The sequence below is a fragment of the Hyphomicrobium sp. genome (assembly GCF_051860585.1).
Taxonomy (GTDB): domain Bacteria; phylum Pseudomonadota; class Alphaproteobacteria; order Rhizobiales; family Hyphomicrobiaceae; genus Hyphomicrobium_C.
Genome location: NZ_JBHYDS010000003.1, coordinates 102,524 through 121,178, shown reverse-complemented (window position 1 = coordinate 121,178; position 18,655 = coordinate 102,524). Strand labels below are relative to the sequence as shown.

The 18,655-nt window shown below is 64.4% G+C and carries 20 protein-coding genes; 5 read left to right on the top strand and 15 right to left on the bottom strand.

Annotation, left to right across the window (positions count from 1 at the left end):
- Nucleotides 1-120: 120 nt before the first annotated feature.
- Entirely contained in the window at nucleotides 121-735 is a 615-nt protein-coding gene (locus ACTIFK_RS06230) for a YqgE/AlgH family protein (RefSeq protein ID WP_439542188.1), read from the bottom strand.
- A gap of 176 nt (nucleotides 736-911) precedes the next feature.
- Here ACTIFK_RS06230 and ACTIFK_RS06225 point away from each other — a divergent pair, with 176 nt between their 5' ends.
- The 3 genes from ACTIFK_RS06225 to ACTIFK_RS06215 all read left to right on the top strand — a co-directional run bounded on the left by ACTIFK_RS06225 (nucleotide 912) and on the right by ACTIFK_RS06215 (nucleotide 3,053).
- On the top strand, nucleotides 912-1,793 hold the full coding sequence (locus ACTIFK_RS06225) for a protein-disulfide reductase DsbD domain-containing protein (RefSeq protein WP_439542187.1): 882 nt from the start codon (nucleotides 912-914) through the stop codon (nucleotides 1,791-1,793).
- A 52-nt stretch (nucleotides 1,794-1,845) separates the two neighbouring features.
- Entirely contained in the window at nucleotides 1,846-2,328 is a 483-nt protein-coding gene (locus ACTIFK_RS06220; protein ID WP_439542186.1) for a peroxiredoxin, read from the top strand.
- Nucleotides 2,329-2,507: 179 nt separating this feature from the next.
- Nucleotides 2,508-3,053 (top strand): hypothetical protein, encoded by a 546-nt coding sequence (locus ACTIFK_RS06215; RefSeq protein WP_439542185.1) that lies wholly within the window; start codon nucleotides 2,508-2,510, stop codon nucleotides 3,051-3,053.
- 100 nt (nucleotides 3,054-3,153) lie between these two features.
- Here the strand turns inward: ACTIFK_RS06215 and rnhA are convergent, their stop codons facing one another.
- The 3 genes from rnhA to ispH are packed head-to-tail and all read right to left on the bottom strand — an operon-like array spanning nucleotide 3,154 to nucleotide 5,624.
- Nucleotides 3,154-3,606 carry a ribonuclease HI gene (gene rnhA / locus ACTIFK_RS06210; RefSeq protein WP_439542184.1) on the bottom strand — a complete coding sequence of 151 codons (453 nt, stop codon included), beginning with the start codon at nucleotides 3,604-3,606 and terminating at the stop codon, nucleotides 3,154-3,156.
- 1 nt (nucleotide 3,607) lies between these two features.
- Nucleotides 3,608-4,576, bottom strand: a complete 969-nt coding sequence (locus ACTIFK_RS06205; protein ID WP_439542183.1) for a homoserine kinase — start codon at nucleotides 4,574-4,576, stop codon at nucleotides 3,608-3,610.
- Between the two features lie 58 nt (nucleotides 4,577-4,634).
- Nucleotides 4,635-5,624: a 4-hydroxy-3-methylbut-2-enyl diphosphate reductase gene (gene ispH, locus ACTIFK_RS06200; protein WP_439542182.1), complete on the bottom strand. Its 990-nt coding sequence runs from the start codon at nucleotides 5,622-5,624 to the stop codon at nucleotides 4,635-4,637.
- Between the two features lie 199 nt (nucleotides 5,625-5,823).
- Between ispH and ACTIFK_RS06195 the strand changes: the two genes are divergently transcribed.
- Nucleotides 5,824-6,492 carry a hypothetical protein gene (locus ACTIFK_RS06195; protein WP_439542181.1) on the top strand — a complete coding sequence of 223 codons (669 nt, stop codon included), beginning with the start codon at nucleotides 5,824-5,826 and terminating at the stop codon, nucleotides 6,490-6,492.
- Between the two features lie 73 nt (nucleotides 6,493-6,565).
- Here the strand turns inward: ACTIFK_RS06195 and ACTIFK_RS06190 are convergent, their stop codons facing one another.
- From ACTIFK_RS06190 to ACTIFK_RS06140, 11 genes are all read right to left on the bottom strand, one after another.
- Complete coding sequence (locus ACTIFK_RS06190) at nucleotides 6,566-7,693, bottom strand: hypothetical protein (RefSeq protein ID WP_439542180.1); 1,128 nt, start codon at nucleotides 7,691-7,693, stop codon at nucleotides 6,566-6,568.
- A 134-nt stretch (nucleotides 7,694-7,827) separates the two neighbouring features.
- A complete protein-coding gene (locus ACTIFK_RS06185) occupies nucleotides 7,828-8,406 on the bottom strand; it encodes a hypothetical protein (RefSeq protein WP_439542179.1) in 579 nt (192 codons plus the stop codon).
- Between the two features lie 159 nt (nucleotides 8,407-8,565).
- The gene (locus ACTIFK_RS06180) at nucleotides 8,566-9,057 is read right to left on the bottom strand and encodes a F0F1 ATP synthase subunit B family protein (RefSeq protein ID WP_439542178.1); all 492 of its coding nucleotides are present in this window, start codon (nucleotides 9,055-9,057) and stop codon (nucleotides 8,566-8,568) included.
- A 7-nt stretch (nucleotides 9,058-9,064) separates the two neighbouring features.
- Nucleotides 9,065-9,640, bottom strand: a complete 576-nt coding sequence (locus ACTIFK_RS06175) for a F0F1 ATP synthase subunit B family protein (protein ID WP_439542177.1) — start codon at nucleotides 9,638-9,640, stop codon at nucleotides 9,065-9,067.
- Between the two features lie 79 nt (nucleotides 9,641-9,719).
- Complete coding sequence (locus tag ACTIFK_RS06170) at nucleotides 9,720-9,944, bottom strand: F0F1 ATP synthase subunit C (RefSeq protein ID WP_026867805.1); 225 nt, start codon at nucleotides 9,942-9,944, stop codon at nucleotides 9,720-9,722.
- Between the two features lie 95 nt (nucleotides 9,945-10,039).
- Nucleotides 10,040-10,756 (bottom strand): F0F1 ATP synthase subunit A, encoded by a 717-nt coding sequence (locus ACTIFK_RS06165; protein ID WP_439542450.1) that lies wholly within the window; start codon nucleotides 10,754-10,756, stop codon nucleotides 10,040-10,042.
- Between the two features lie 61 nt (nucleotides 10,757-10,817).
- On the bottom strand, nucleotides 10,818-11,237 hold the full coding sequence (locus ACTIFK_RS06160) for an AtpZ/AtpI family protein (protein ID WP_439542176.1): 420 nt from the start codon (nucleotides 11,235-11,237) through the stop codon (nucleotides 10,818-10,820).
- A 267-nt stretch (nucleotides 11,238-11,504) separates the two neighbouring features.
- On the bottom strand, nucleotides 11,505-14,963 hold the full coding sequence (smc, locus tag ACTIFK_RS06155; protein WP_439542175.1) for a chromosome segregation protein SMC: 3,459 nt from the start codon (nucleotides 14,961-14,963) through the stop codon (nucleotides 11,505-11,507).
- A 32-nt stretch (nucleotides 14,964-14,995) separates the two neighbouring features.
- Complete coding sequence (locus ACTIFK_RS06150; protein ID WP_439542174.1) at nucleotides 14,996-15,802, bottom strand: DsbA family protein; 807 nt, start codon at nucleotides 15,800-15,802, stop codon at nucleotides 14,996-14,998.
- 60 nt (nucleotides 15,803-15,862) lie between these two features.
- Entirely contained in the window at nucleotides 15,863-16,540 is a 678-nt protein-coding gene (locus ACTIFK_RS06145; RefSeq protein WP_439542173.1) for a DsbA family protein, read from the bottom strand.
- Between the two features lie 150 nt (nucleotides 16,541-16,690).
- The gene (locus ACTIFK_RS06140; RefSeq protein ID WP_439542172.1) at nucleotides 16,691-17,437 is read right to left on the bottom strand and encodes a DUF721 domain-containing protein; all 747 of its coding nucleotides are present in this window, start codon (nucleotides 17,435-17,437) and stop codon (nucleotides 16,691-16,693) included.
- 102 nt (nucleotides 17,438-17,539) lie between these two features.
- On the opposite strand from ACTIFK_RS06140, the gene mutY reads away from it, so the two are divergent.
- A complete protein-coding gene (gene mutY / locus ACTIFK_RS06135) occupies nucleotides 17,540-18,646 on the top strand; it encodes an A/G-specific adenine glycosylase (RefSeq protein WP_439542171.1) in 1,107 nt (368 codons plus the stop codon).
- Nucleotides 18,647-18,655 lie beyond the last annotated feature (9 nt).

Below are 18,655 nucleotides of genomic sequence, written 5' to 3'. Positions count from 1 at the left end.
TGGCGCGCACATTGGACGGGCGACGCGTGGCGTCCCTGTCGTCAGCCGCGCGGCTCTCCGCTTAGGTCGCTTGCTCAGACGTATGCAGGGTGCGCGTCGTCAGCTTCAACGTCGCCAGCCTCAAGCGTGACCTGTGTCGCTCACCAGATGCGAGGGGTCGACGCCGATCTTGGCGAGGGCGCGGGTGTACTTGCCGTCGATGTCGGAATCGAACAGCAGATTGACGTCCGGTGGGCAATGCAGCCAGCCGTTGGCCTGGATTTCGCTTTCGAGCTGACCGGCCGACCAGCCCGCATAGCCGAGTGCGAGCAAGGCGTGCGAGGGCCCTTCGCCGGCGGCGATCGCCTTCAGGATCTCGATTGACGCCGTGAGGCTCACCTCGTCGTCGATCGGCAGGGTCGACTCGCTCGAGTGATAATCCGACGAATGGAGAACGAAGCCGCGCCCCGTCTCGACCGGGCCGCCGGCGTAAACTTGGCGCTCCAGGATTTCGTTCGAGATGCCGTCCTCGGCGCCGCCCGTCGTGATGCCGAGGCGTTCCAGAAGGTCGGGGAAGTTGATGTGATCGGCGCGATGATTGATGATCAGGCCCATTGCGCCGTCGTCGGAATGGGCACACATGTAAATGACCGAACGGGAAAACCGCCGATCCGTCATCAAAGGCATGGCGACGAGAAGCTGCCCCTTGAGAAAGCTATCGCTGCGTTTTTTTCGTTTTGATTTCGATGTCGTCATCGAGAGAGATTATCTCCGCGGACCGCTGCCTGTGAAGCCGCGATTTCTTCGGTTATGAGGGATCTGCCGCACGTGCGCGACGTCCAGCAGCGACAACCGGCCCACGTTAAAGCGCGATTGCGGCTGAAAGATTCGCAGACTAAGCGAACAGTCGCGTAATAGAAGGCCGATACGACATGATGCGTTCCACGTACCTGCGATCCCAGTCTCTGCGCTACCACTTGGCGACCCTATCGATATTTGCCTTCGGGCTGGCGGCTTCAAGCGCCGTATCCCCAGCAGCGGCGCTTTCTTCCGCCTGGGTGCCCGGCCACAAGGTCAAGGCACGGCTCGTCGCCGGGCGCACGACGCCGTCGGACGGCAACAAGCTGATGGCGTTCGTCGAGATCGTGCTCGAGCCCGGCTGGAAAACCTACTGGCGCTCGCCGGGCGATGCCGGGCTGCCGCCCTCGCTCGATTGGTCGAAGTCGGTCAACCTTGCATCCGCCGAGGTCCTATTTCCCGCGCCGCGGACGTTCACCGACAAGTCCGGTCATACCGTCGGCTATGAAGGCACGCTGTTCCTGCCGATTGCGCTCACGCCAAAGTCGCCGGGCGAGGCGGTCTCGCTGGCGGTCGATGCGCACTATGGGATCTGCAAAGACATCTGTGTGCCGGTCGAGGCGGAGCTAAAGCTCGACATTCCGGCCGGCGAGGCCGCGCTCGCGCCGGCGGCCGCCCTCATTGCTCTCGACCGCGTCCCCCGGCCCCAGGGAAGCGTCATTGCCGACGATCCGGTGCTGGTCCGTGCCGAGGCCCTGGTCAATGGTGACCAGCCGAAAGTCGTCGTCGAGGCCCGTTTTCCTGGCGGAGAAGCGGCGGGCGCTGTCTATCTCGAAGCCTCCAACGGTCAATTCCTGCCGATCCCGGACAAGGTCTCGGATGGCGCGGGCGGGTCGGCGGTGTTTGAAGCGCCGCTCGGCGCCGATGTCGATCTCAAAGCGCTCAAGGGCGCGACCGTGACCGCCACGATCGTCGGCGAGGCCGGCGCTTCCTTTGCAACATTCGCGGTTCCCTGACCGCCGCCAATCCATCCGACATACAAGCCAGCCAATTCGAGAGGAGCGACCGATGAGCATCAAAGTGGGCGACAGGCTGCCTGAGGCTAAATTCACCATCATGGGCGAGGGCGGACCGAAGCCCGTGACGTCGGGCGAGCTTCTCAAGGGGAAGAAGGTGGTGCTGTTCGCGGTGCCGGGGGCGTTCACACCGACCTGCAGTGAGCAACACCTGCCGGGCTTCGTCGGTCTCGCCGATGACTTCAAGACCAAAGGCGCCGACATGGTGGCCTGCACCGCGGTCAACGACGTGTTCGTTCTCAATGCGTGGTCGAAGGCGCGAGGCGCCGGCGACATCACGATGCTCGCGGACGGGAACGCCGATTTCGCTCGGGCGTTGGGTCTCGATATCGACCTCGGAGCGTTCGGTCTGGGCACGCGCTCGAAGCGCTACGCGATGATCGTGAACGACGGCGTGGTCGAATACCTGGCGATCGAAGACAGTCCTCCGGAGCATATCAAGGCGACGGCGGAGAAGGTTCTTGCGTCCTTCTAAGTAAAAATCAAAAATCTATTCTTATCAATACTTGGGTTTCGCTCGGGTCAGTCTTGCCGCTTTGCGGCTGGACATATTGACGCGCTTGCGGGCCGTTTCCTTGTTTCTGCCCTTCACCCGTGCGACTGGCGCTCTGTTCAGTAAGCTTTCAGTAAGCAAATAGCATGGGGACCACAGAGATGAGAAAGAACGTCTACGCCGTCGCGGCGAGTCTGTTTGTGATCGTCGGCGCGACGTCTGCGGATGCGCGTCCGTCTCAAGGCTCGGCCCACGACAGCTGGAATCCTTTCGTCCAGCATTCTTCTTCGATCGCGAGCACCGGCAGCAGCCGGGCAGCGGGGCAGAGGGCCAGCCGCGGCGAGCGCACCGCTTATCGCGGCCGCAATCAGCGCGTTCGCCACGCGCGCCAGAACAACGACTCCGCACCGTCCTACTCGTCGTCCGGCGGCGGCCACTCGGCCGGCGGCCGTCCGCGCGCCTGGTGCGGCTGGTGGATGCGCACGCAACGCGGCGGTGGCGCTCACCTCAACCTCGCCTGGAATTGGAGCAAGTGGGGCAGCCCGAGCGGTCCGCAGGTCGGCGCCGTTGTCGTCTGGCGTCACCACGTCGGCGAGATCGTCGGCCGCGCGGCCAACGGCCAGTGGCTCGTCCGCTCCGGCAACGACGGCGGCGCTGTCCGCACGCGTGCCCGCTCGGTCTCAGGCGCCGTTTTCCGCGTCGGCTAAGCCGGCCGGATCACGTCTCGATACCAAAAAGGGCCGCCCGCCGCTTGGCTGGGCGGCCTTTTCGTTTTTGCGCGGGCCGTCCGCTGACCTCGAGGTGCCGTCAGCGGACCTTGAATTCCGCCATGCCCTCCCGGGCCAGCTCATCGGCGCGCTCGTTCTCCGGGTGGCCGGCGTGCCCCTTGACCCAATGCCAGGTCACCTTGTGGCGGGCGAGCGCCTGCTCGAGGCGCTGCCACAACTCGACGTTCTTGACGGGCTTCTTGTCCGCCGTGCGCCAGCCGTTGCGCTTCCAGCCATGGATCCAGCTCATGATGCCGTTCCGGACGTAGGAGCTATCGGTGTACAGGTCGGCCGTAACGCCGGTCTTTAGGGCTTCGAGCGCGGAAATGGCGGCCATCAACTCCATGCGGTTGTTGGTGGTCTGGGCTTCGCCGCCCATCAGCTCCTTGCGGTGGTCACCCCAGATCAGGATGGCGCCCCAGCCGCCGGGGCCGGGGTTTCCGGAGCATGCGCCGTCGGTGTAGATCTCGACCGTTTTCTGCTGATCGCTCATATCAGGCGCGCTCCAGGCCGTATTCGGCCGGCGACGTGACCTCCTGGTGGAACCGGAGGCGGCGCAGATAGGCGTAAGGGTCGTGCGGCTTGACGAGAGCGTTGGGGTCTCTGTGCAGCCAGTCGTGGGCGCGCGTCAGCAGGAAGCGCAGGGCGGCGCCACGGGCGAGGGTGGGGAAGGCATCGTATTCCGCCCCCGTGAGCGGGCGGAGGCTCTGGTAGCCGGCGAGCAGCGCCCGGGCCTTGGTCGCGTTGAAGGCGTAATCCGCCTCGAAGCACCATGCGTTGAGGCAGATGGCCAGGTCGTAGGCCCAGAAGTCGTTGCAGGCGAAATAGAAATCGATCAGGCCGGAAAGCTTCTCGCCCAGAAAAAAGACGTTGTCGGGAAAGAGGTCGGCGTGAATGACGCCTTCCGGCAGATTGCGCGGCCACGCCCGGTCGAGGTAGGCCAGTTCGTAGGCGATCAGGGTGCCGAGGCCGCGTGAGACCTCGTCGCTGCGGTCGGTCAGGCGATCGTAGAGGTCGTGCCACCCGGAGAGGCCGAGCGCGTTGGTCCGCTTGGCCTGGTAGCTCTCGCCGGCCGTGTGCAGTTCCGCCAGCGCGCGGCCGAGGGCCGTGCAGTGGGCCGGTTGTGGGCGACGCGGCCAGACGCCTTCGAGAAACGTGACGAGGGCGGCGGTGCGACCCGAGATTTCGGTCAGGACCTCGCCCTGACGGCTGCGGACGGGCAGCGGGCAGGAAATGCCGCGTTGGTTCAGGTGCTCGAGCAAGCCCAGAAAGAACGGCAGATCCGCCGTGTCGACGCGACGCTCATAGAGCGTGAGGATGTAGGTGCCGGCGGTCGTGTGGACGACATAGTTGGTGTTCTCCACCCCTTCGGCGATGCCCTTGTAGGACAGCAGTGTCCCGAGGCCATAGCTCTCGATGAGGCGCGAAAGGTCATCGTCCGTCACTTCCGTATAAACGGCCATGGTTTGCGTTTTTCTCTGGCTTTGAATGGGTCGCGCAGGGACGGGACGTGTGGGGCTATCAGGCTTCGGCCGGCTCGCGCAACTCACGCGGCACGTTGAAGGCAATGCGCTCGTTCGCGGTCGTGACCTGCTCCACGGTGATTTCGAAGCGCTGGGCCAGGGCGTCGAGGACCTCGTCAACCAGCGTTTCCGGGGCGGATGCGCCCGCCGTCACGCCCACGGCGCCGGCGCTGTCGAGCAAGTCCCAGGGGATCTCGGCCGCGCGCTGGATGAGGATGGCCTTCGGGCATCCTGAGCGCTCGGCCACTTCGACGAGGCGCAGCGAGTTGGACGAATTGGGTGCGCCGACCACGATCGTCAGATCGACTTTGCCGGCGATGGCCTTGACGGCCGCCTGGCGGTTGGTCGTGGCGTAGCAGATGTCTTCCTTGTGGGGTCCGACGATGTTGGGAAAGCGCCGTTTCAGGATGGCCACGATCTCGGCCGTGTCGTCGACCGACAGCGTGGTTTGGGTGACGTAGGCGAGTTGAGACACGTCGTCGGGCGCGATGGCCTCGGCGTGGGCGGCCGATTCAATCAGGGTGACGGCGCCCGGCGGGAGCTGGCCGGTGGTGCCCTCGACCTCGGGATGGCCGGCATGGCCGATGAGCAGGATCTTGCGGCCTTCGGCAAAGTGGCGGGTCGCTTCCGTGTGGACCTTGAAGACGAGCGGGCAGGTGGCGTCGATGGCGAACATGTTGCGCGATTTCGCAGCGCGCGGCACGGACTTGGGAACTCCATGTGCTGAAAATATCACAGGCTGGGTGGTGTCCGGGATCTCGTCGAGCTCTTCCACAAAAACGGCACCTTTGGCCTTCAGGGACTCTACCACGTACCGGTTATGGACAATCTCGTGGCGCACATAGACCGGCGCTCCGAACTTGGCCAACGCCAGCTCGACGATTTGGATGGCGCGGTCCACGCCGGCACAGAAGCCGCGAGGCGCGGCAAGGAGAACCTTGAGGGCGCGGCGCTGCGGACGATCTGGCTCGGTATCTGACGGGGACAAAAGACGGGATCCTTCGGCGCGTGCGGCGTTGAGAGTGTGGGTCAAATCGGGCGGCCGCTTTGTGGTTCCTGACAGGGGTGATACAGCTTGAGTCTGGCGTTCAATTGAGACACACATCGCTTACGATCATTGGCGCGACGGGGTCGGGGGATCTCGCGGTGCACGAACAGAACTCAGTGATTATGCGGATCGGAGTGGCATGGCGCAATCCGTCATGACGAAGGCATTCACGGCGCGAGCATTTACCGTGTGTGGAACGGCCATCGCCCTTGGCGTGGCCTCCGCGCTCGGCGGGTGCGGCATGTCGTCCGTTACGTCCGGTCTCGGCTCGAGCATCTTCGGCAGCGGGTCGAGCACCGCGGAGCCGACGGTCAGCGAAGCCGAACTGATGGCGGCGGCCAAGCAAGGCGGCGCAGATGCTGCGTCGCTCGGCGGCGGTGAAGCCCAGCCCGGTTGCCCGCGCTTCGTCACCTGGCCGCGCGACAGCTTCGTCACCGTCTACGAACCCGGCCGCGACGGCGACGGGCTTGCGATCATGCATCGCGGTGAGATCACGCAAACGGCGCGCGAGTGCCAGATGAACGGTTCGCAGGTCACGGTGAAGTACGGTTTCTCCGGCCGTATCCTGCTCGGGCCGCGCGGCAAGTCCGGACCGATCTCGCTGCCGATCAATGTGTTCGTCACGGACGCCAAGCGCGAGCGCATTACGGAAGACAAGCTGCGCGTCGATGCGTCGGTCGCTGTGGAAAATCCGATCGGATACTTCTCTGCCGTGCGGACCGTGACCTTCAACGTTCCCGAGGGCTCACGCCCGGGTGAGTTCGAGGTCTATGTCGGATTCGACCGACCGGCCCCGAAGGCGGGTTAGAGCCGTTCTACTTCATGTAGAATCGCGGAACGAGCACTCTGGGTTTTTGTGTTTGCGACGATTTGCGCAAACATCACGCGCTCATCTGATTGCGGGTCAATACAGGCTTGGATGCGCCCAGTTCGCGGATCCGTTGGCTGAAAATTGCGTGCAATGGCTCGTCGATATCCTTCATGTTGTTCGTGATGATTTCGCCCCCGGGCAGCGGGAATATGAATTTGTCGTACCCGTTGCTGCCTTCGATGAAGTCGAACAAGCGTCCTTTTCGGATCTGCTCGTAGTAGACGGCGAACTTCCCGAGATAATCCTGATATTGCAGCCTTTCGATCGCGGAAAACTGCTGCTCATCCTTGGACAGAAATGCAAGCCGCTGACGGACGTAACGATAAACCGCAAGCTCTCTGTCCGTCGTTACGATGCCATCAGCGGTGCCTTCTTGAGCTGGCGCGAGAGGATTGGCCTGTGCCGTTTGAGTGCGCAGGCGATCCATCACAGGAATGACAACGGCCTGTTCGAAAGCGTCACGAACCAGACTGCTGTAGCGAGTCTGGATCGATGATCGCCGAAGATTTTTCATACCTAAGCGCTGCAACATCAGACGACAAAGATCGTCAGATGGCTCGCGCATTTCCTGCACCAGAAGCGATCGGAGCCGTCGGGAGACCAGTCTTAGATCCGCGAGGTCCGCAACGTCTTCAGGCTGAAAATTGGTACTCGAGAGCATGTTCAGCGCTTCAAGAACATCAACGGGGATGGGTGAGCGCGTTGCCGCTTCCAGATCAAGGGTGACGAACGGTTCAGCGTCCATCACGTTGGGCTGATCGCAATCTACAAAAAACTCGAACATGATGCCGTCCGTGAGAATTCCCAGACGGACAGTTTGCAATGCTGAGAAATACGAGCGGAGCTGCCCGCGGCACGAGGGCAAATCGGATCCGACCGACTTGCATTCGATGGCGATAACGGGAGCGCCATCTTGCATGATCGCGAAATCCACGCGATCGACTGAACCGGTTCTGAAGTCTGCTGGGAGTTCCGGCTGAACGACGAGCGGATCGGTGTAGTCGTAGCCAAGCGCTCCGATGACCGGAAGGATCAGGTAGAGCTTTGTGCTTTCCTCATTGGTGCAATGAGATTTTATGACGTTTGATCGTTCCGCAATTCCGGTCAGGATTTCGCGTAGTTCTCGGAGTGCGCCCATGGTCGTTCTCCAGCTGCGGACGCATTACCGATTCTCTGGTTCAACTAGAGCATGCCGGTTGACCGGCTCCCAATCTTTGGAAGCATGCTGATTTTTGTTTGCCCGTTATCCACAGATCGGGCGGCGCCGGCCGCTCACGGTTTCTGGAATACGGTCATCGAGATCATGCCGCCGGGGGAGCCGGATTTCGGGGCGTAGTGGTAGACCAGCACGAGGAGACGATCGTTGCCGCCGCTCCAGGACGTGATCGCCCAGGGGCCTTCGACATAAGCAGCGTCAGGCTTGCGCTCGATGAGCTTCTGCATTTCGGCGGAGACGGATGCGGGCGGCGTCTTGTCGGCGGGCAGGATCAGGCTGCAGGCGAAATTGGTTGCATCGGCGTACTTGGGGAAGTCGGCCTTCGACTGGTCGTCCATCGGGCTCTTCGTGATGGCGAGCGAGTACGTGCTGCCCGCGGCGGACAGTTTCCAGGCCTTGAGAATGTCCGGCGCGACAGCGGGGCGAAACGCGTCGAGATCCTTGCCCGTGATCGGTTGCCAGGTACTGTCGGTCTGCGCCTCGACGCGTCCGATCTCGGGCATGGTTGCGTAGCAGAGCTTGTCGAACAGGCGCACGCTGGCGGCGGCACCGTCCTGGGCGTGCGCAAGCGACGGCGCGGCGAGTGCGAGGATCATGAGAGATGCCGCCACGCTCACACGCCGAAGCATGGTCATCGGTGTTTCCTTGGTCATCGCGAGCCAGTTCGGATGCGGGGACGATCGTTCAGCCGACGTAACACATTTCTGGTCGCTGCCGTTACGGCTCCGACCACAAAAAAAACCGGGCGCGAGGCCCGGTTTTGAAAGTTCTGATGTCGAGGCCCGCGAGGCAGCTCAGTTGAGCTTGCCCTTGAGGTCGCGAATGGCGGTCTCCGTCAGAGAGCCACCTGCTTCGCCGGCCATCTTGGCCTGGAGAATGGTCTCGGAAGCTTTGACGGCCAGGTCGACCGCGGCGGCGCGGACGTCGCTGATGGCCTGGGCTTCGGCACGGGCAATCTTTTCCTCGGCAGCCTTGGTGCGGCGCTCGACCTGCTCGGTCAAGGCGCGGCGCGTTTCGGCGGCCAGGCTTTCAGCCTCGCGCTTGGCGGCGTCGATGATCGACTTCGCCTCGCCTTCAGCTTCGCGCGCCTTGCGCTGATAATCGGCAAGGAGCTGCTGGGCTTCGTCGCGGAGGCGGCGGGCTTCGTCGAGCTCAGTGCGGATGGCATTGGCGCGTGCGTCGAGCGTGCGGCCGACGATGCCGGGCACGCCTTTCCAGATGAGCAGTCCCACGAACAGCAGGAACGAGAGCAACACCCAGAATTCAGGATAGGCGGGGTTCAGCATGCTCGCCTCACTTGTCCGAACCGGACGGGATGGCGCGAACCGCCTCGTCCTTCGTGACGTTGATATTGGTCAACGCGCTGACGATCTGGACAACCGTGTCACCGGCGATGTCCTTGACGCTGGCGAGGGCCTTGGTCTTGGTGGCGGCAATGCTGGCCTCGGCGCCGGCGAGCTTGCTCGCCAACTGATCCTCGATAGCCTTGCGTTCCTTGTCGACCTCGGCGGTCAATTCATCGCGCGTCTGGCGCGCTATGGCAGACGCACTGCCGCGTGCGTCCGAAAGCGCCTTCTCGTAAGTCTGGAGCGCCTTGTCGGTTTCGGTCTTCAGCCGCTCGGCAGCAGCCAGGTCGCGCTGGATGCGGTCGCGGCGCTCCTCGATCACTTCGCCGATGCGCGGAAGCGCAACCTTCGCCATGATCCAGTAGAGCAGCACGAACGTCACCGCGAGCCAGAAGAGCTGCGGACCGAAGTCCGGTGCGTGGAGCTGCGGAAGCCCGCCCGACTTGTGCTCGTCGAGCGCTTCGGCCACGTCGGTCGCCACGTCAACTGCACCCGCGACGAGCACGGTCATCGCTGCAATCATTGGAGTCTCCCCAAAGGAGCCGGCTGCGGGCCCGCGAGCACGGGCTTACCCGCGTCGAGGGCCTGCCGCCTATGGCGGATCAACCGAAGAGGATGATCAGAGCGATGAGAAGGCCGAACAGGCCGGTTGCTTCAGCGAGCGCGAAGCCAATCAGCAGGTTCGTGAACTGGCCAGGAGCAGCCGACGGGTTGCGGAGCGCGCCCGACAGGTAGTTGCCGAAGATGTTGCCGATGCCGATGCCGGCGCCGATGAGCGCGAAGCAGGCGAGGCCGGCGCCGATGAACTTTGCTGCCTGGGGATCCATGGTCGTCTCCATTTTAGAGTTTTGAGTGGTTGATCGAGAAACGGCACGCTTTTGTCCGGAACGGCATCTCTGCCGGTCCGGCCTCGGCGCAGCGATTAGTGGTGCATGTTGACCGCGTCGTTCAGGTAGATGCAGGTCAACACGGTGAAAATGAACGCCTGCAGGAAGGAGATGAGGAACTCGAGGCCCGTGAACGCGGCGATAAACAGGACCGGAAAAGCCTTGGCGACAAAGGGAAGGCTGACCGCGAAAGTCGCGAATACCTTCAACATCGTGTGGCCGGCCATCATGTTGGCGAACAGACGCACGGAAAGGCTGATCGGACGGATGAGGTACGACACGATCTCGATCGGCACGATGAGCGGCATCAGCCAGATCGGGACGCCATCCGGGACGAAAAGCTTGAGGTAGCCGAAGCCGTGGCGCGCAAAGCCGATCAGCGTGACCGTGAGCCAAACCATGGCAGCAAGCGCGAACGTGACGATGATGTGGCTGGTGACGGTGAACGAGCCCGGGATCATGCCCAGCATGTTGAGGGCGAGAATGAAAATGAAGATCGAGAAGACCCAAGGGAAGTAGCGCATGCCTTCTTCGCCCAGGTTCTCGCGGACGATGCCGGCGACGAACTCATAGAGGCTTTCGGCGATGGACTGAATGCGGCTCGGCACGAGCGAGCGGCCGTTCATGGCGAAAATCAAAAAGCCCGACACGAGCACGACCGCCAGGACCATGAACAGCGATGAGTTCGTGAAGGAGATGTCGTAGCCGAACAACTCCATCGGAACGAGACGCTTGATCTCGAACTGAGCCATCGGGCCGTGGTTTTCCGCCGCGTGTCCCGCCACTTCTGCCGCCTGAGCCAATGTCCGTCCCCTACTTCCGGTCTTCTTCTTCGTCGTCGTCAGGAACCGCCTTGGCGCTTCGCTGCATCGGTTCGGCTTCGGCCTGAAGTCGCCGCGCCGTCCTTATGATGTTCATGAGACCGGCCGCAAAGCCGAGCATCAGAAACACGATCATTAGCCACGGCGCCGTTCCGAACTGATCGTCCAGAATTTTGCCGATGAACCCGCCGACGGCGATGCCGACAACCAGTTCAATGGCGATTTTCATCGCCTGACCCATCGCTGCGCCCCGCGCCCGGCCATCCGGTTCGGGTCCGCGCTTGGCGCGAGCCTCCGCCTTGACCTTCTCGAGCCGAGCACCCAAATCCGAAGCGCGCTTCTTGAACGCGTCCCGATCCTCGGGGGTGATCTCGCCGCGAGCAGGCTTTTCGTCATCGCTCGACGTCGACATCGCGTCCCCTCACCGTGCCAGACTCAGGGCTGAAAACGGCCGGATTACCAACGGCGCGCACCATAGCCGGGGTGCTCGCGGTGTCAAGCAATGGCCACATTGTCGGGGGTTCGGAGGGGTACGGCGAAACCGCGCAGGGATTGGGCAGCGGTCAATAGGCAGCCGGCAACAGATAGTCGGCAGGAAATAGCCGGCCTCCCCCTAAGTATTGGGCTGCTTTCCCACTCACCACTCCGGCTGCCTGTTGCCCGCCGCCTTGCTGCCCCTTCAACCGGCTTCCCGGAAGGACCGGGCGGTTTCGAGGTCGACGGAAACCAGTTGCGAGATGCCTTTTTCGGCCATCGTGACGCCGAACAACCGGTTCATCCGCATCATGGTCATCGGATGGTGGGTGATGACCAGAAAGCGTGTGGCGGTTTCCTCCGACATCTTTTCCATCAGCAGGCAGAAGCGGTCCACGTTGGCGTCGTCGAGCGGCGCATCGACTTCGTCCAGGACGCAGATCGGTGACGGATTCGTGAGGAAGATCGCGAAGATAAGCGATAGCGCGGTCAGGGTCTGTTCGCCGCCGGACAGCAGCGACAGGGTGACCGGCTTCTTGCCCGGCGGCTTGGCGATGATTTCCAGGCCGCTCTCCAGCGGGTCTTCGCCGGGGATCATCTCGAGGCGGGCTTCGCCGCCGCCGAACAGGGTGGTGAAGAGGCGCTGGAAGTGGCCGTTGACGGTCTCGAAGGCCTCGTCGAGGCGCTTTTTGCCCTCGCGGTTCAACTGATTGATGGCGCCGCGCAGCTTGGCGATCGCCTCTTCGACGTCGGCCTTTTCGGTTTCCATCGTGCCGAGCTGTTCGAGGAGGGCGTTCAACTCCTCATCGGCCTGGAGATTGACGCCGCCGAGCCGCTCCCGGTCGCCCTTGAGGCGCTGCAGGCTGCGATCGGCGTCGGCAAGGGCGGGCAGCGCGTCGTTTGCGCCGAGACCCGCGATGGCGAGGCAGTCTTCCGGATTGACGTTCATGTTCTCGCGAATGCGGCGCGCTTCTTCCTGGCGGCGCGTGCGTGCGCCTTCGAGCTTCGTCTCGACGCGGACCTTGGATTCGCGGGCGCTCGCGAGGGCGGCTTGAGCTGCGCGGAGGGCCTGGGCGGCCGTGCGCAATGCGCCTTCCGCACGCGCCAGGTCGTCGGCGGCTGCGTTGCGGGCGGCTTCGGCGTCCGACAGAGCGCCGAGCAGGCTTTGGCGGCGCTCCTCCAGGGCGGGGATGACTTCGTCGAGCGAGACGACGTCGGCCTTGGTCTTGGTGAGGCGTTCCTCCAGCGCGGCGATGTGGTCGGCGGCACTCTGGCTGCGCGTTGCCCAACGGGTGCGCTCGGAGCCGATTGCATCGCGGCGGCGCTTGCGCGCCTCGCGCTCGCGGACGTGGTTGGCGACGCGGGCCTGCGCGACGGCGAGGGCGGTGCGCTTCTCCTGCGCGGCGCGCTGGACGTCCTGCAATCGCGCCGCTGGATCGGTCTCGGCGTCGAGCTTGGCGAGTTCGTCTTCGATGTGATCGAGGGCGGCTTGGGCATCGGCCTGCGCCGTCCCGGCGCGGTGCCGCGCTTCCGCAATCGAGGCCATCTTCGCCTCGGTGGCGCGCGCCTGACGCTCGATGGCTTCGAGGGCATCGCGGGTGGCGACGTGATTGGCCTGCGTGTCGCGCCAGAGGCCGCGAAGGCGCTTTTCTTCCGCAGCGGCAGCAGCGTGTGCGGCAGCTGCTTCCTGCTCCTCGGCGGTCAAGCGCTGCGTCTCGGTCTTGGCGAGCTTTTCGCGCTCGAACATGTCGGACAGACGGTTACGCTCGGCGAGGCGTTGCGCAGCCGGCGTCATGCCGCCGGCGACGGCGATGAACCCATCCCAACGCCAGAGGTCGCCCTCGCGGCTGACGAGGCGCTGGCCTTGCTTCAGATGCGGCTGAAGACGCGCACCGAGCTCGCGCGAGACGACGCCGATCTGACGCAAACGGCGCGTGAGTTCGGGCGGCGCGCCGACGTGGAGGCTCAACGGCTCGGCGTCGGCGGGGAGCGCTTCATCGTCCGTCCCGACCTCGATGCGGCGCCAGCGCACGGCCGCGTCTTCGTGGACCGGGGCGTCGAGATCGTCGCCGAGGGACGCGACAAGGGCGGCCTCGTATCCGGGCGCGACGCGCAGCTGCTCGACGACGGGCGGCATGCCGTCCTCGTAGGTCGGCATGACGAGCTTCGAGAGCGTTTCGCGCTCGGTGATCAACGCGGAGAGCGCCATGCGCGCGCGCTGGGCGGTTTCACTCTTGGTGCGCGCGAGTTCGGCGAGGTCGCCGAGTTTGTCCTCGGCATCGAGCGTGGCGGCTTCGATGGTCGCGATCTCACGCGCCAGGCGCTGGCCTTGCTCGGTGATGGAGGCGAGCTTCAAGGCATCGGGCGCGGCGGCGGCGGCGGCGTCCGTATCGCGCTGAAGTGCGGAGAGTTCCGCGGCGAGTTTCGAGAGCGCCGCGCGGCGCTCGCTTTCAGAGGTTTCCAGCGACTTGCGTTTGGCGCGCGATTCCGCGGCCCGCTCGGTGACGACGGCGAGGTCCTTCTCGGCCACGTCGAGGACGGATTGGGCCTCCTCCTCCGCGGCGTGGATATGATCCTCGGCGGCGTCCGCTTCGGTGTCGGCGGTGTCGAGGCCGGCTGCTTCGACGTCAAACTCGGCCAGGATGTCCTTGGCCTCGGCGATCAGCACCGCTTCGCGCGCGAGATCCTTTTCGAGTTCCGTCGAAAGCTTGGCCAGCTCCTGGCGGCGATCGGCACAGCGCGTCGCTTCCTTGGCGAGGCCGTCGGTTTCGATGCGGATCCGGCTCAAGGCCGCGCCACGCTCGGCTTCCTTCTCACGCAGCGGCTGAATGCTTTCGGAGAGGCCAGCCTCGTCGCGGATGGCGATGGCCTCGGCCTCCGTCGCCTTCGCCAGCAGCGCGAGCCCTTCGGTGAAGTTGTGCTCCTCGGTGTCGACGAGCGTCTGGGCTTCGATCCACGAAAGATGGGCGAGAAGGGCTTCGCCGCGACGGATCTCCTCGGAGAGGTCCTTGTAGCGGCGCGCCTGCCGGGCCTGGCGCTTCAGGCTTTCGATCTGCGAACCGAGCTGGCCCATGATGTCGGCGAGACGGCCGAGGTTGGTTTCAGCGCCCTTCAGGCGCAGTTCGGCCTCGTGGCGGCGGCTGTGCAGGCCGGCGACGCCGGCGGCATCCTCGAGCACGCGGCGGCGCTGCTCGGGCTTGGAGTTGACGATCTCGGAAATCTGGCCCTGGCGAACGAGGGCGGGCGAGCGCGCGCCTGTGGCGGCGTCCTCGAACAGGATCTTGACGTCGCGTGCGCGTGCATCGCGGCCGTTGATGCGGTAGGCGGAGCCTGCCTCGCGCTCGATGCGCCGCGTGATTTCGATCTGATCCGAGTCGTTGAATTCGGCCGGAGCCTGGCGCTGGCTATTGTCGAGAAACAGCGTGACTTCGGCGACGTTGCGCGCCGGGCGTACGGTGGTGCCGGAGAAGATCACGTCGTCCATGGCGGCGGCGCGCATCGATTTGTGCGACGTCTCGCCCATCACCCAGCGAAGGGCTTCGAGCAGATTGGATTTGCCGCAGCCGTTCGGTCCGACCACGCCGGTGAGGCCCGGCTCGATCAAGAGATCGGTCGGCTCGACGAAGGACTTGAACCCCAGAAGCCTGAGACGGCTGATCTTCATTGCGTGCGTCTATCCCGCAGTGACGGTACCGGTCAGCGGGTCACGCTGGCGGCGGCAGTCTGCCCCGCGAGCAGCGGATCGACCAGTTCCCGGATGTCGGCCATCGTCAGCGTCTTCTTCACGAGCTTGCCAGCCACGAAGAAATTGGGCGTGCCGATGATGCCGAGCGTCCGCCCGCGATCCTTGACCCATTTCAAGCCTTCGATCATGGCCTGATTCTGATAGCAGGCATCGAACTGGGGCCTGTTCATCCCCACCTGCTTGGCGACGGCGAAAATAGGATCCAGACGGACTTCCTGGGAGACCCAGGACGCTTGCTGCTCCATGAATTTTCCGTAGAGCGTGAAGTACTTATCCGGTGGGGCGCAGCGCAGCGCGATGGTGGCATTGCCGGACTGCTTGCCGATCGGGAATTCGCGCATGATGAAGCGCACCTTGCCCGTCTTGATGTAGGTGCGCTCGAACTCCGGGAAGGTGTCGCGATGGAAGGCGCGGCAGTGCGGGCAGGTGAGCGATTGGTATTGGATGATCGTCACCGGCGCATCCGGACGGCCGAGCGTCATTTCCGGCAGCGTGCCCGACGCCATGACCTCCGCGACAGAGGGGTTCTGGATGATCTGGCGCGCGCCCTGGGTCGGATCGGGGATGGCGCCGAAGGCTGATAGCGGAGAGTCAGAAGATGCCTCGGCGGGTGAGCCATTGAAAGCGCTCGCGGACGATGTCTCGCCTGCGGGCGCTCCCGCGCCCTGAGAGAGGTTCGGCACGGACGTAGTGCCGGAGCAGGCGGCGAGGAGGAGCGCGCCGAGAACGGCCAGTGTCGCCTGCGCGCGCACTTTCATGTCCGGCTTCTCCCCATCGCGGGCCGGCGCTCATGCCGGCCGCCTATCGTCCTCTCCGAATTAGCCCTGCGCGAGAAGGGGCTCGAGGATCTTGTCGAATTCTTCGACGGTCGGTGCCGCCTGCAGCCGCTTGCCGTTGATGAAGAAGCTCGGCGTGGCGTTGACGCCGAACACTTCATTGCCGCGGGTGTGGATGGCGGTAAGCTGGTCGAGCAGCTTCTGGTCCGTCAGGCACTTGTCGAAGCTTTCCTGTGTGAAGCCCGCCTGCTTGGCGATCTCGAACAGCTTCGGCGTCGGGTTTTCGCGCACGAACGCCCACTGCTCCTGAGTTTCGAACAGCGCTTCAATCATGCCCAGCGACTTGTCGGGTCCGGCGCAGCGGGCCAGCATGGACGCCGCGAAGGCGCGCGCATCGAGCGGGAATTCGCGGAAGATGAAACGCACCTTGCCGGTGTCGACGTACTTCTTCTTGAGCTCGGGGAAGACCTTGGTGTGGAAGGCCATGCAGTGGCCGCAGGTCATGGACGCGTATTCGACGATCGTGACCTTGGCCGTGTCCTGTCCGACCGCGAGATCCGGCAGGTCGCCCGCTTTCATCAGCTCGTCGACGGGCACTTCGGCCGGGCCCTTGGCGCGCTGAGCGAGTGCGGGAACCGATGATGCCAGGAGAACGAAGCCCGCGCTTGCGGCTCCTGCCTTCAGGGCCTGGCGGCGATCAAACCGGTTCGTCACGTGCATCGTCCACTCCTCAGGTTTCTTCAGCTACGGCACCGTATTCCAGCCCTGGGGCCAAATTTCGGGTCTGGCTGATAACATGGGCTTGGCGACCGATTAAGGCAAATTGCGCCTGAACGCCATTTGAATGGGTGCGCGAGCGGGAGGGCCGGTTCAGGTCGGACGGGCCGGGCGGCGGGCGAGAACGCTCCGTTCCATGCGCGCCAGGGCCGCGGCAAGGGGGTCGTCACATTCCCCCTCCCCCTCTCGCCGGAGGCGAGCCTTCGGCTCGACGTGGGGAGGGGTTAGGGGTGGGGGGATTCCTGAACGAAGGCCGTTGGGGTTCCCCCCCTCCCGACCTCCCCCACAAGGGGGGAGGGGAAGCAGTGCCTTGACGGGTTTTTCGCTCGTCGGGGCCGCGGCGCGGGCCGATCCTCGGGCAGATTGTCCGTTAGAAACGGGGGCCTGGACCAACCGCAGGGTCTCGACGGCGCGATAGCCGAAATAGGCGTTGATGCGATCCATGATCTGGCGGGCGCGGTATTCGACGTCGAGGGCGCGGGCGGGATCGACACGCAGGATCAGGGTCGCGCCGGGCCGTCCACCCTCGTCGTCCTCGCCGCCATGGTCGGCATTGGCTGCGCCACGAGGCCATTTGAGACGGTCGGGAAGCGTATATGAGGCCAGCTCGGCGCCGGCGATGCGGGGCCAGTCGGTAATCAGAGTCGCGGTCGAGAAGCCGAATTTTTCGAAGGCCTTGCGCGTCAGCGACGGGACGAAGCTGCCGACCGCTTTGGCCGCGACGTAGCGCGCCGTCTGCGGGAGCGCGAATCGCGCCTCGGAGCGGGGTATCGCGAGATGTCGCCGCGCCGGATGGGGCAGCGGCTTTCTCCTAGGATTTTCTGTGAGCTTTGCGGTCACGCGGCTTTGCTGTCATAGGCAGGACTGTTGCAGGTCCCTAGCATCATGGGAGTGATTCGCGCCGTCTCCGACAGGGGACGCGGTTTCCGAGAGGGGAACAACGTGAAAGATGTTGCCCGCAGGCAACTCCCGCTCCGTCCGGCCGGTCCGGATACGGTGGCTGCGTTGCTCGACTGGTACGACCGGGAGCGGCGCGATCTGCCGTGGCGCGGCAAGCGCGGCAAGCGGATCGATCCCTATCGCGTCTGGCTCAGCGAAATCATGCTGCAGCAGACGACCGTGAAGGCCGTCATTCCCTTCTATGAGCGATTTCTTCAGCGCTGGCCAACGGTCGAAGCGCTCTCGGCGGCCGAACCAGAGGACGTGCTCTCGCTGTGGGCCGGGCTCGGCTACTATTCGCGTGCGCGCAATCTGCACAAGTGCGCCAAGGCCGTCGTCTCCGAGCATGGCGGCCGGTTTCCAAAGACGGAGGACGAACTCGGCAGCTTGCCGGGGATCGGGCCCTACACGGCGGCGGCCGTGGCGGCGATCGCGTTCGGCGCGCCGGCTACTCCGGTGGACGGCAATATCGAACGTGTGGTGTCGCGGCTGTTTGCTTTCCGGCAGCCGCTGCCCGGCGCCAAGCGCGAGATCAAGCGTCTCGCGGCCTCGCTTACGCCGCAGCGGCGCGCGGGAGATTTCGCGCAAGCCATGATGGACCTCGGTGCGACGGTCTGCACGCCGAAGCGGCCGTCCTGTCTCATGTGTCCGCTGCAACAGGATTGCCACGCGCACGCGCTCGGCATCGAAGCGCAATTGCCGGTCAAGCTCGCGAAGGCTCACCGGCCTGTGCGTTATGGCACCGCGTTCCTCGCGCTGCGCGAGGATGGTCATGTGCTGCTGCGTAAACGGCCGGAAGCGGGACTGCTCGGCGGCATGCTCGAAGTGCCATCATGCGAGTGGGGCGACGACTGGCTGCCACTCGATCAGGCGCTCGCGGCGCAACCGGTGAAGACGGAATGGTGGTCCGTGCCGGGCGTCGTCAGCCACACGTTCACGCATTTCAGGCTGGAGCTGATGGTGCTGCGCGCGATCGTGCCCGTGTCTACGAGCCTGACGTTCTGGGCCACGCCGGATCAATGCCGGTGGGTCGCCCGCCGCGACCTCGGCGGCGCAGCGCTGCCGTCCGTCATGCGCAAGGTGATCGCGCATGCGCTGAAGGAGCATTGAGGGGGCTGT

Bases quoted from the DNA above. Each gene is read 5' to 3' on its own strand.
- ACTIFK_RS06230 (WP_439542188.1), bottom strand. From the start codon at position 735: ATGACGACATCGAAATCAAAACGAAAAAAACGCAGCGATAGCTTTCTC.
- ACTIFK_RS06225 (WP_439542187.1), top strand. From the start codon at position 912: ATGATGCGTTCCACGTACCTGCGATCCCAGTCTCTGCGCTACCACTTG.
- ACTIFK_RS06220 (WP_439542186.1), top strand. From the start codon at position 1,846: ATGAGCATCAAAGTGGGCGACAGGCTGCCTGAGGCTAAATTCACCATC.
- ACTIFK_RS06215 (WP_439542185.1), top strand. From the start codon at position 2,508: ATGAGAAAGAACGTCTACGCCGTCGCGGCGAGTCTGTTTGTGATCGTC.
- rnhA (WP_439542184.1), bottom strand. From the start codon at position 3,606: ATGAGCGATCAGCAGAAAACGGTCGAGATCTACACCGACGGCGCATGC.
- ACTIFK_RS06205 (WP_439542183.1), bottom strand. From the start codon at position 4,576: ATGGCCGTTTATACGGAAGTGACGGACGATGACCTTTCGCGCCTCATC.
- ACTIFK_RS06195 (WP_439542181.1), top strand. From the start codon at position 5,824: ATGGCGCAATCCGTCATGACGAAGGCATTCACGGCGCGAGCATTTACC.
- ACTIFK_RS06190 (WP_439542180.1), bottom strand. From the start codon at position 7,693: ATGGGCGCACTCCGAGAACTACGCGAAATCCTGACCGGAATTGCGGAA.
- ACTIFK_RS06185 (WP_439542179.1), bottom strand. From the start codon at position 8,406: ATGACCATGCTTCGGCGTGTGAGCGTGGCGGCATCTCTCATGATCCTC.
- ACTIFK_RS06180 (WP_439542178.1), bottom strand. From the start codon at position 9,057: ATGCTGAACCCCGCCTATCCTGAATTCTGGGTGTTGCTCTCGTTCCTG.
- ACTIFK_RS06175 (WP_439542177.1), bottom strand. From the start codon at position 9,640: ATGATTGCAGCGATGACCGTGCTCGTCGCGGGTGCAGTTGACGTGGCG.
- ACTIFK_RS06170 (WP_026867805.1), bottom strand. From the start codon at position 9,944: ATGGATCCCCAGGCAGCAAAGTTCATCGGCGCCGGCCTCGCCTGCTTC.
- ACTIFK_RS06165 (WP_439542450.1), bottom strand. From the start codon at position 10,756: ATGGCTCAGTTCGAGATCAAGCGTCTCGTTCCGATGGAGTTGTTCGGC.
- ACTIFK_RS06160 (WP_439542176.1), bottom strand. From the start codon at position 11,237: ATGTCGACGTCGAGCGATGACGAAAAGCCTGCTCGCGGCGAGATCACC.
- smc (WP_439542175.1), bottom strand. From the start codon at position 14,963: ATGAAGATCAGCCGTCTCAGGCTTCTGGGGTTCAAGTCCTTCGTCGAG.
- ACTIFK_RS06150 (WP_439542174.1), bottom strand. From the start codon at position 15,802: ATGAAAGTGCGCGCGCAGGCGACACTGGCCGTTCTCGGCGCGCTCCTC.
- ACTIFK_RS06145 (WP_439542173.1), bottom strand. From the start codon at position 16,540: ATGCACGTGACGAACCGGTTTGATCGCCGCCAGGCCCTGAAGGCAGGA.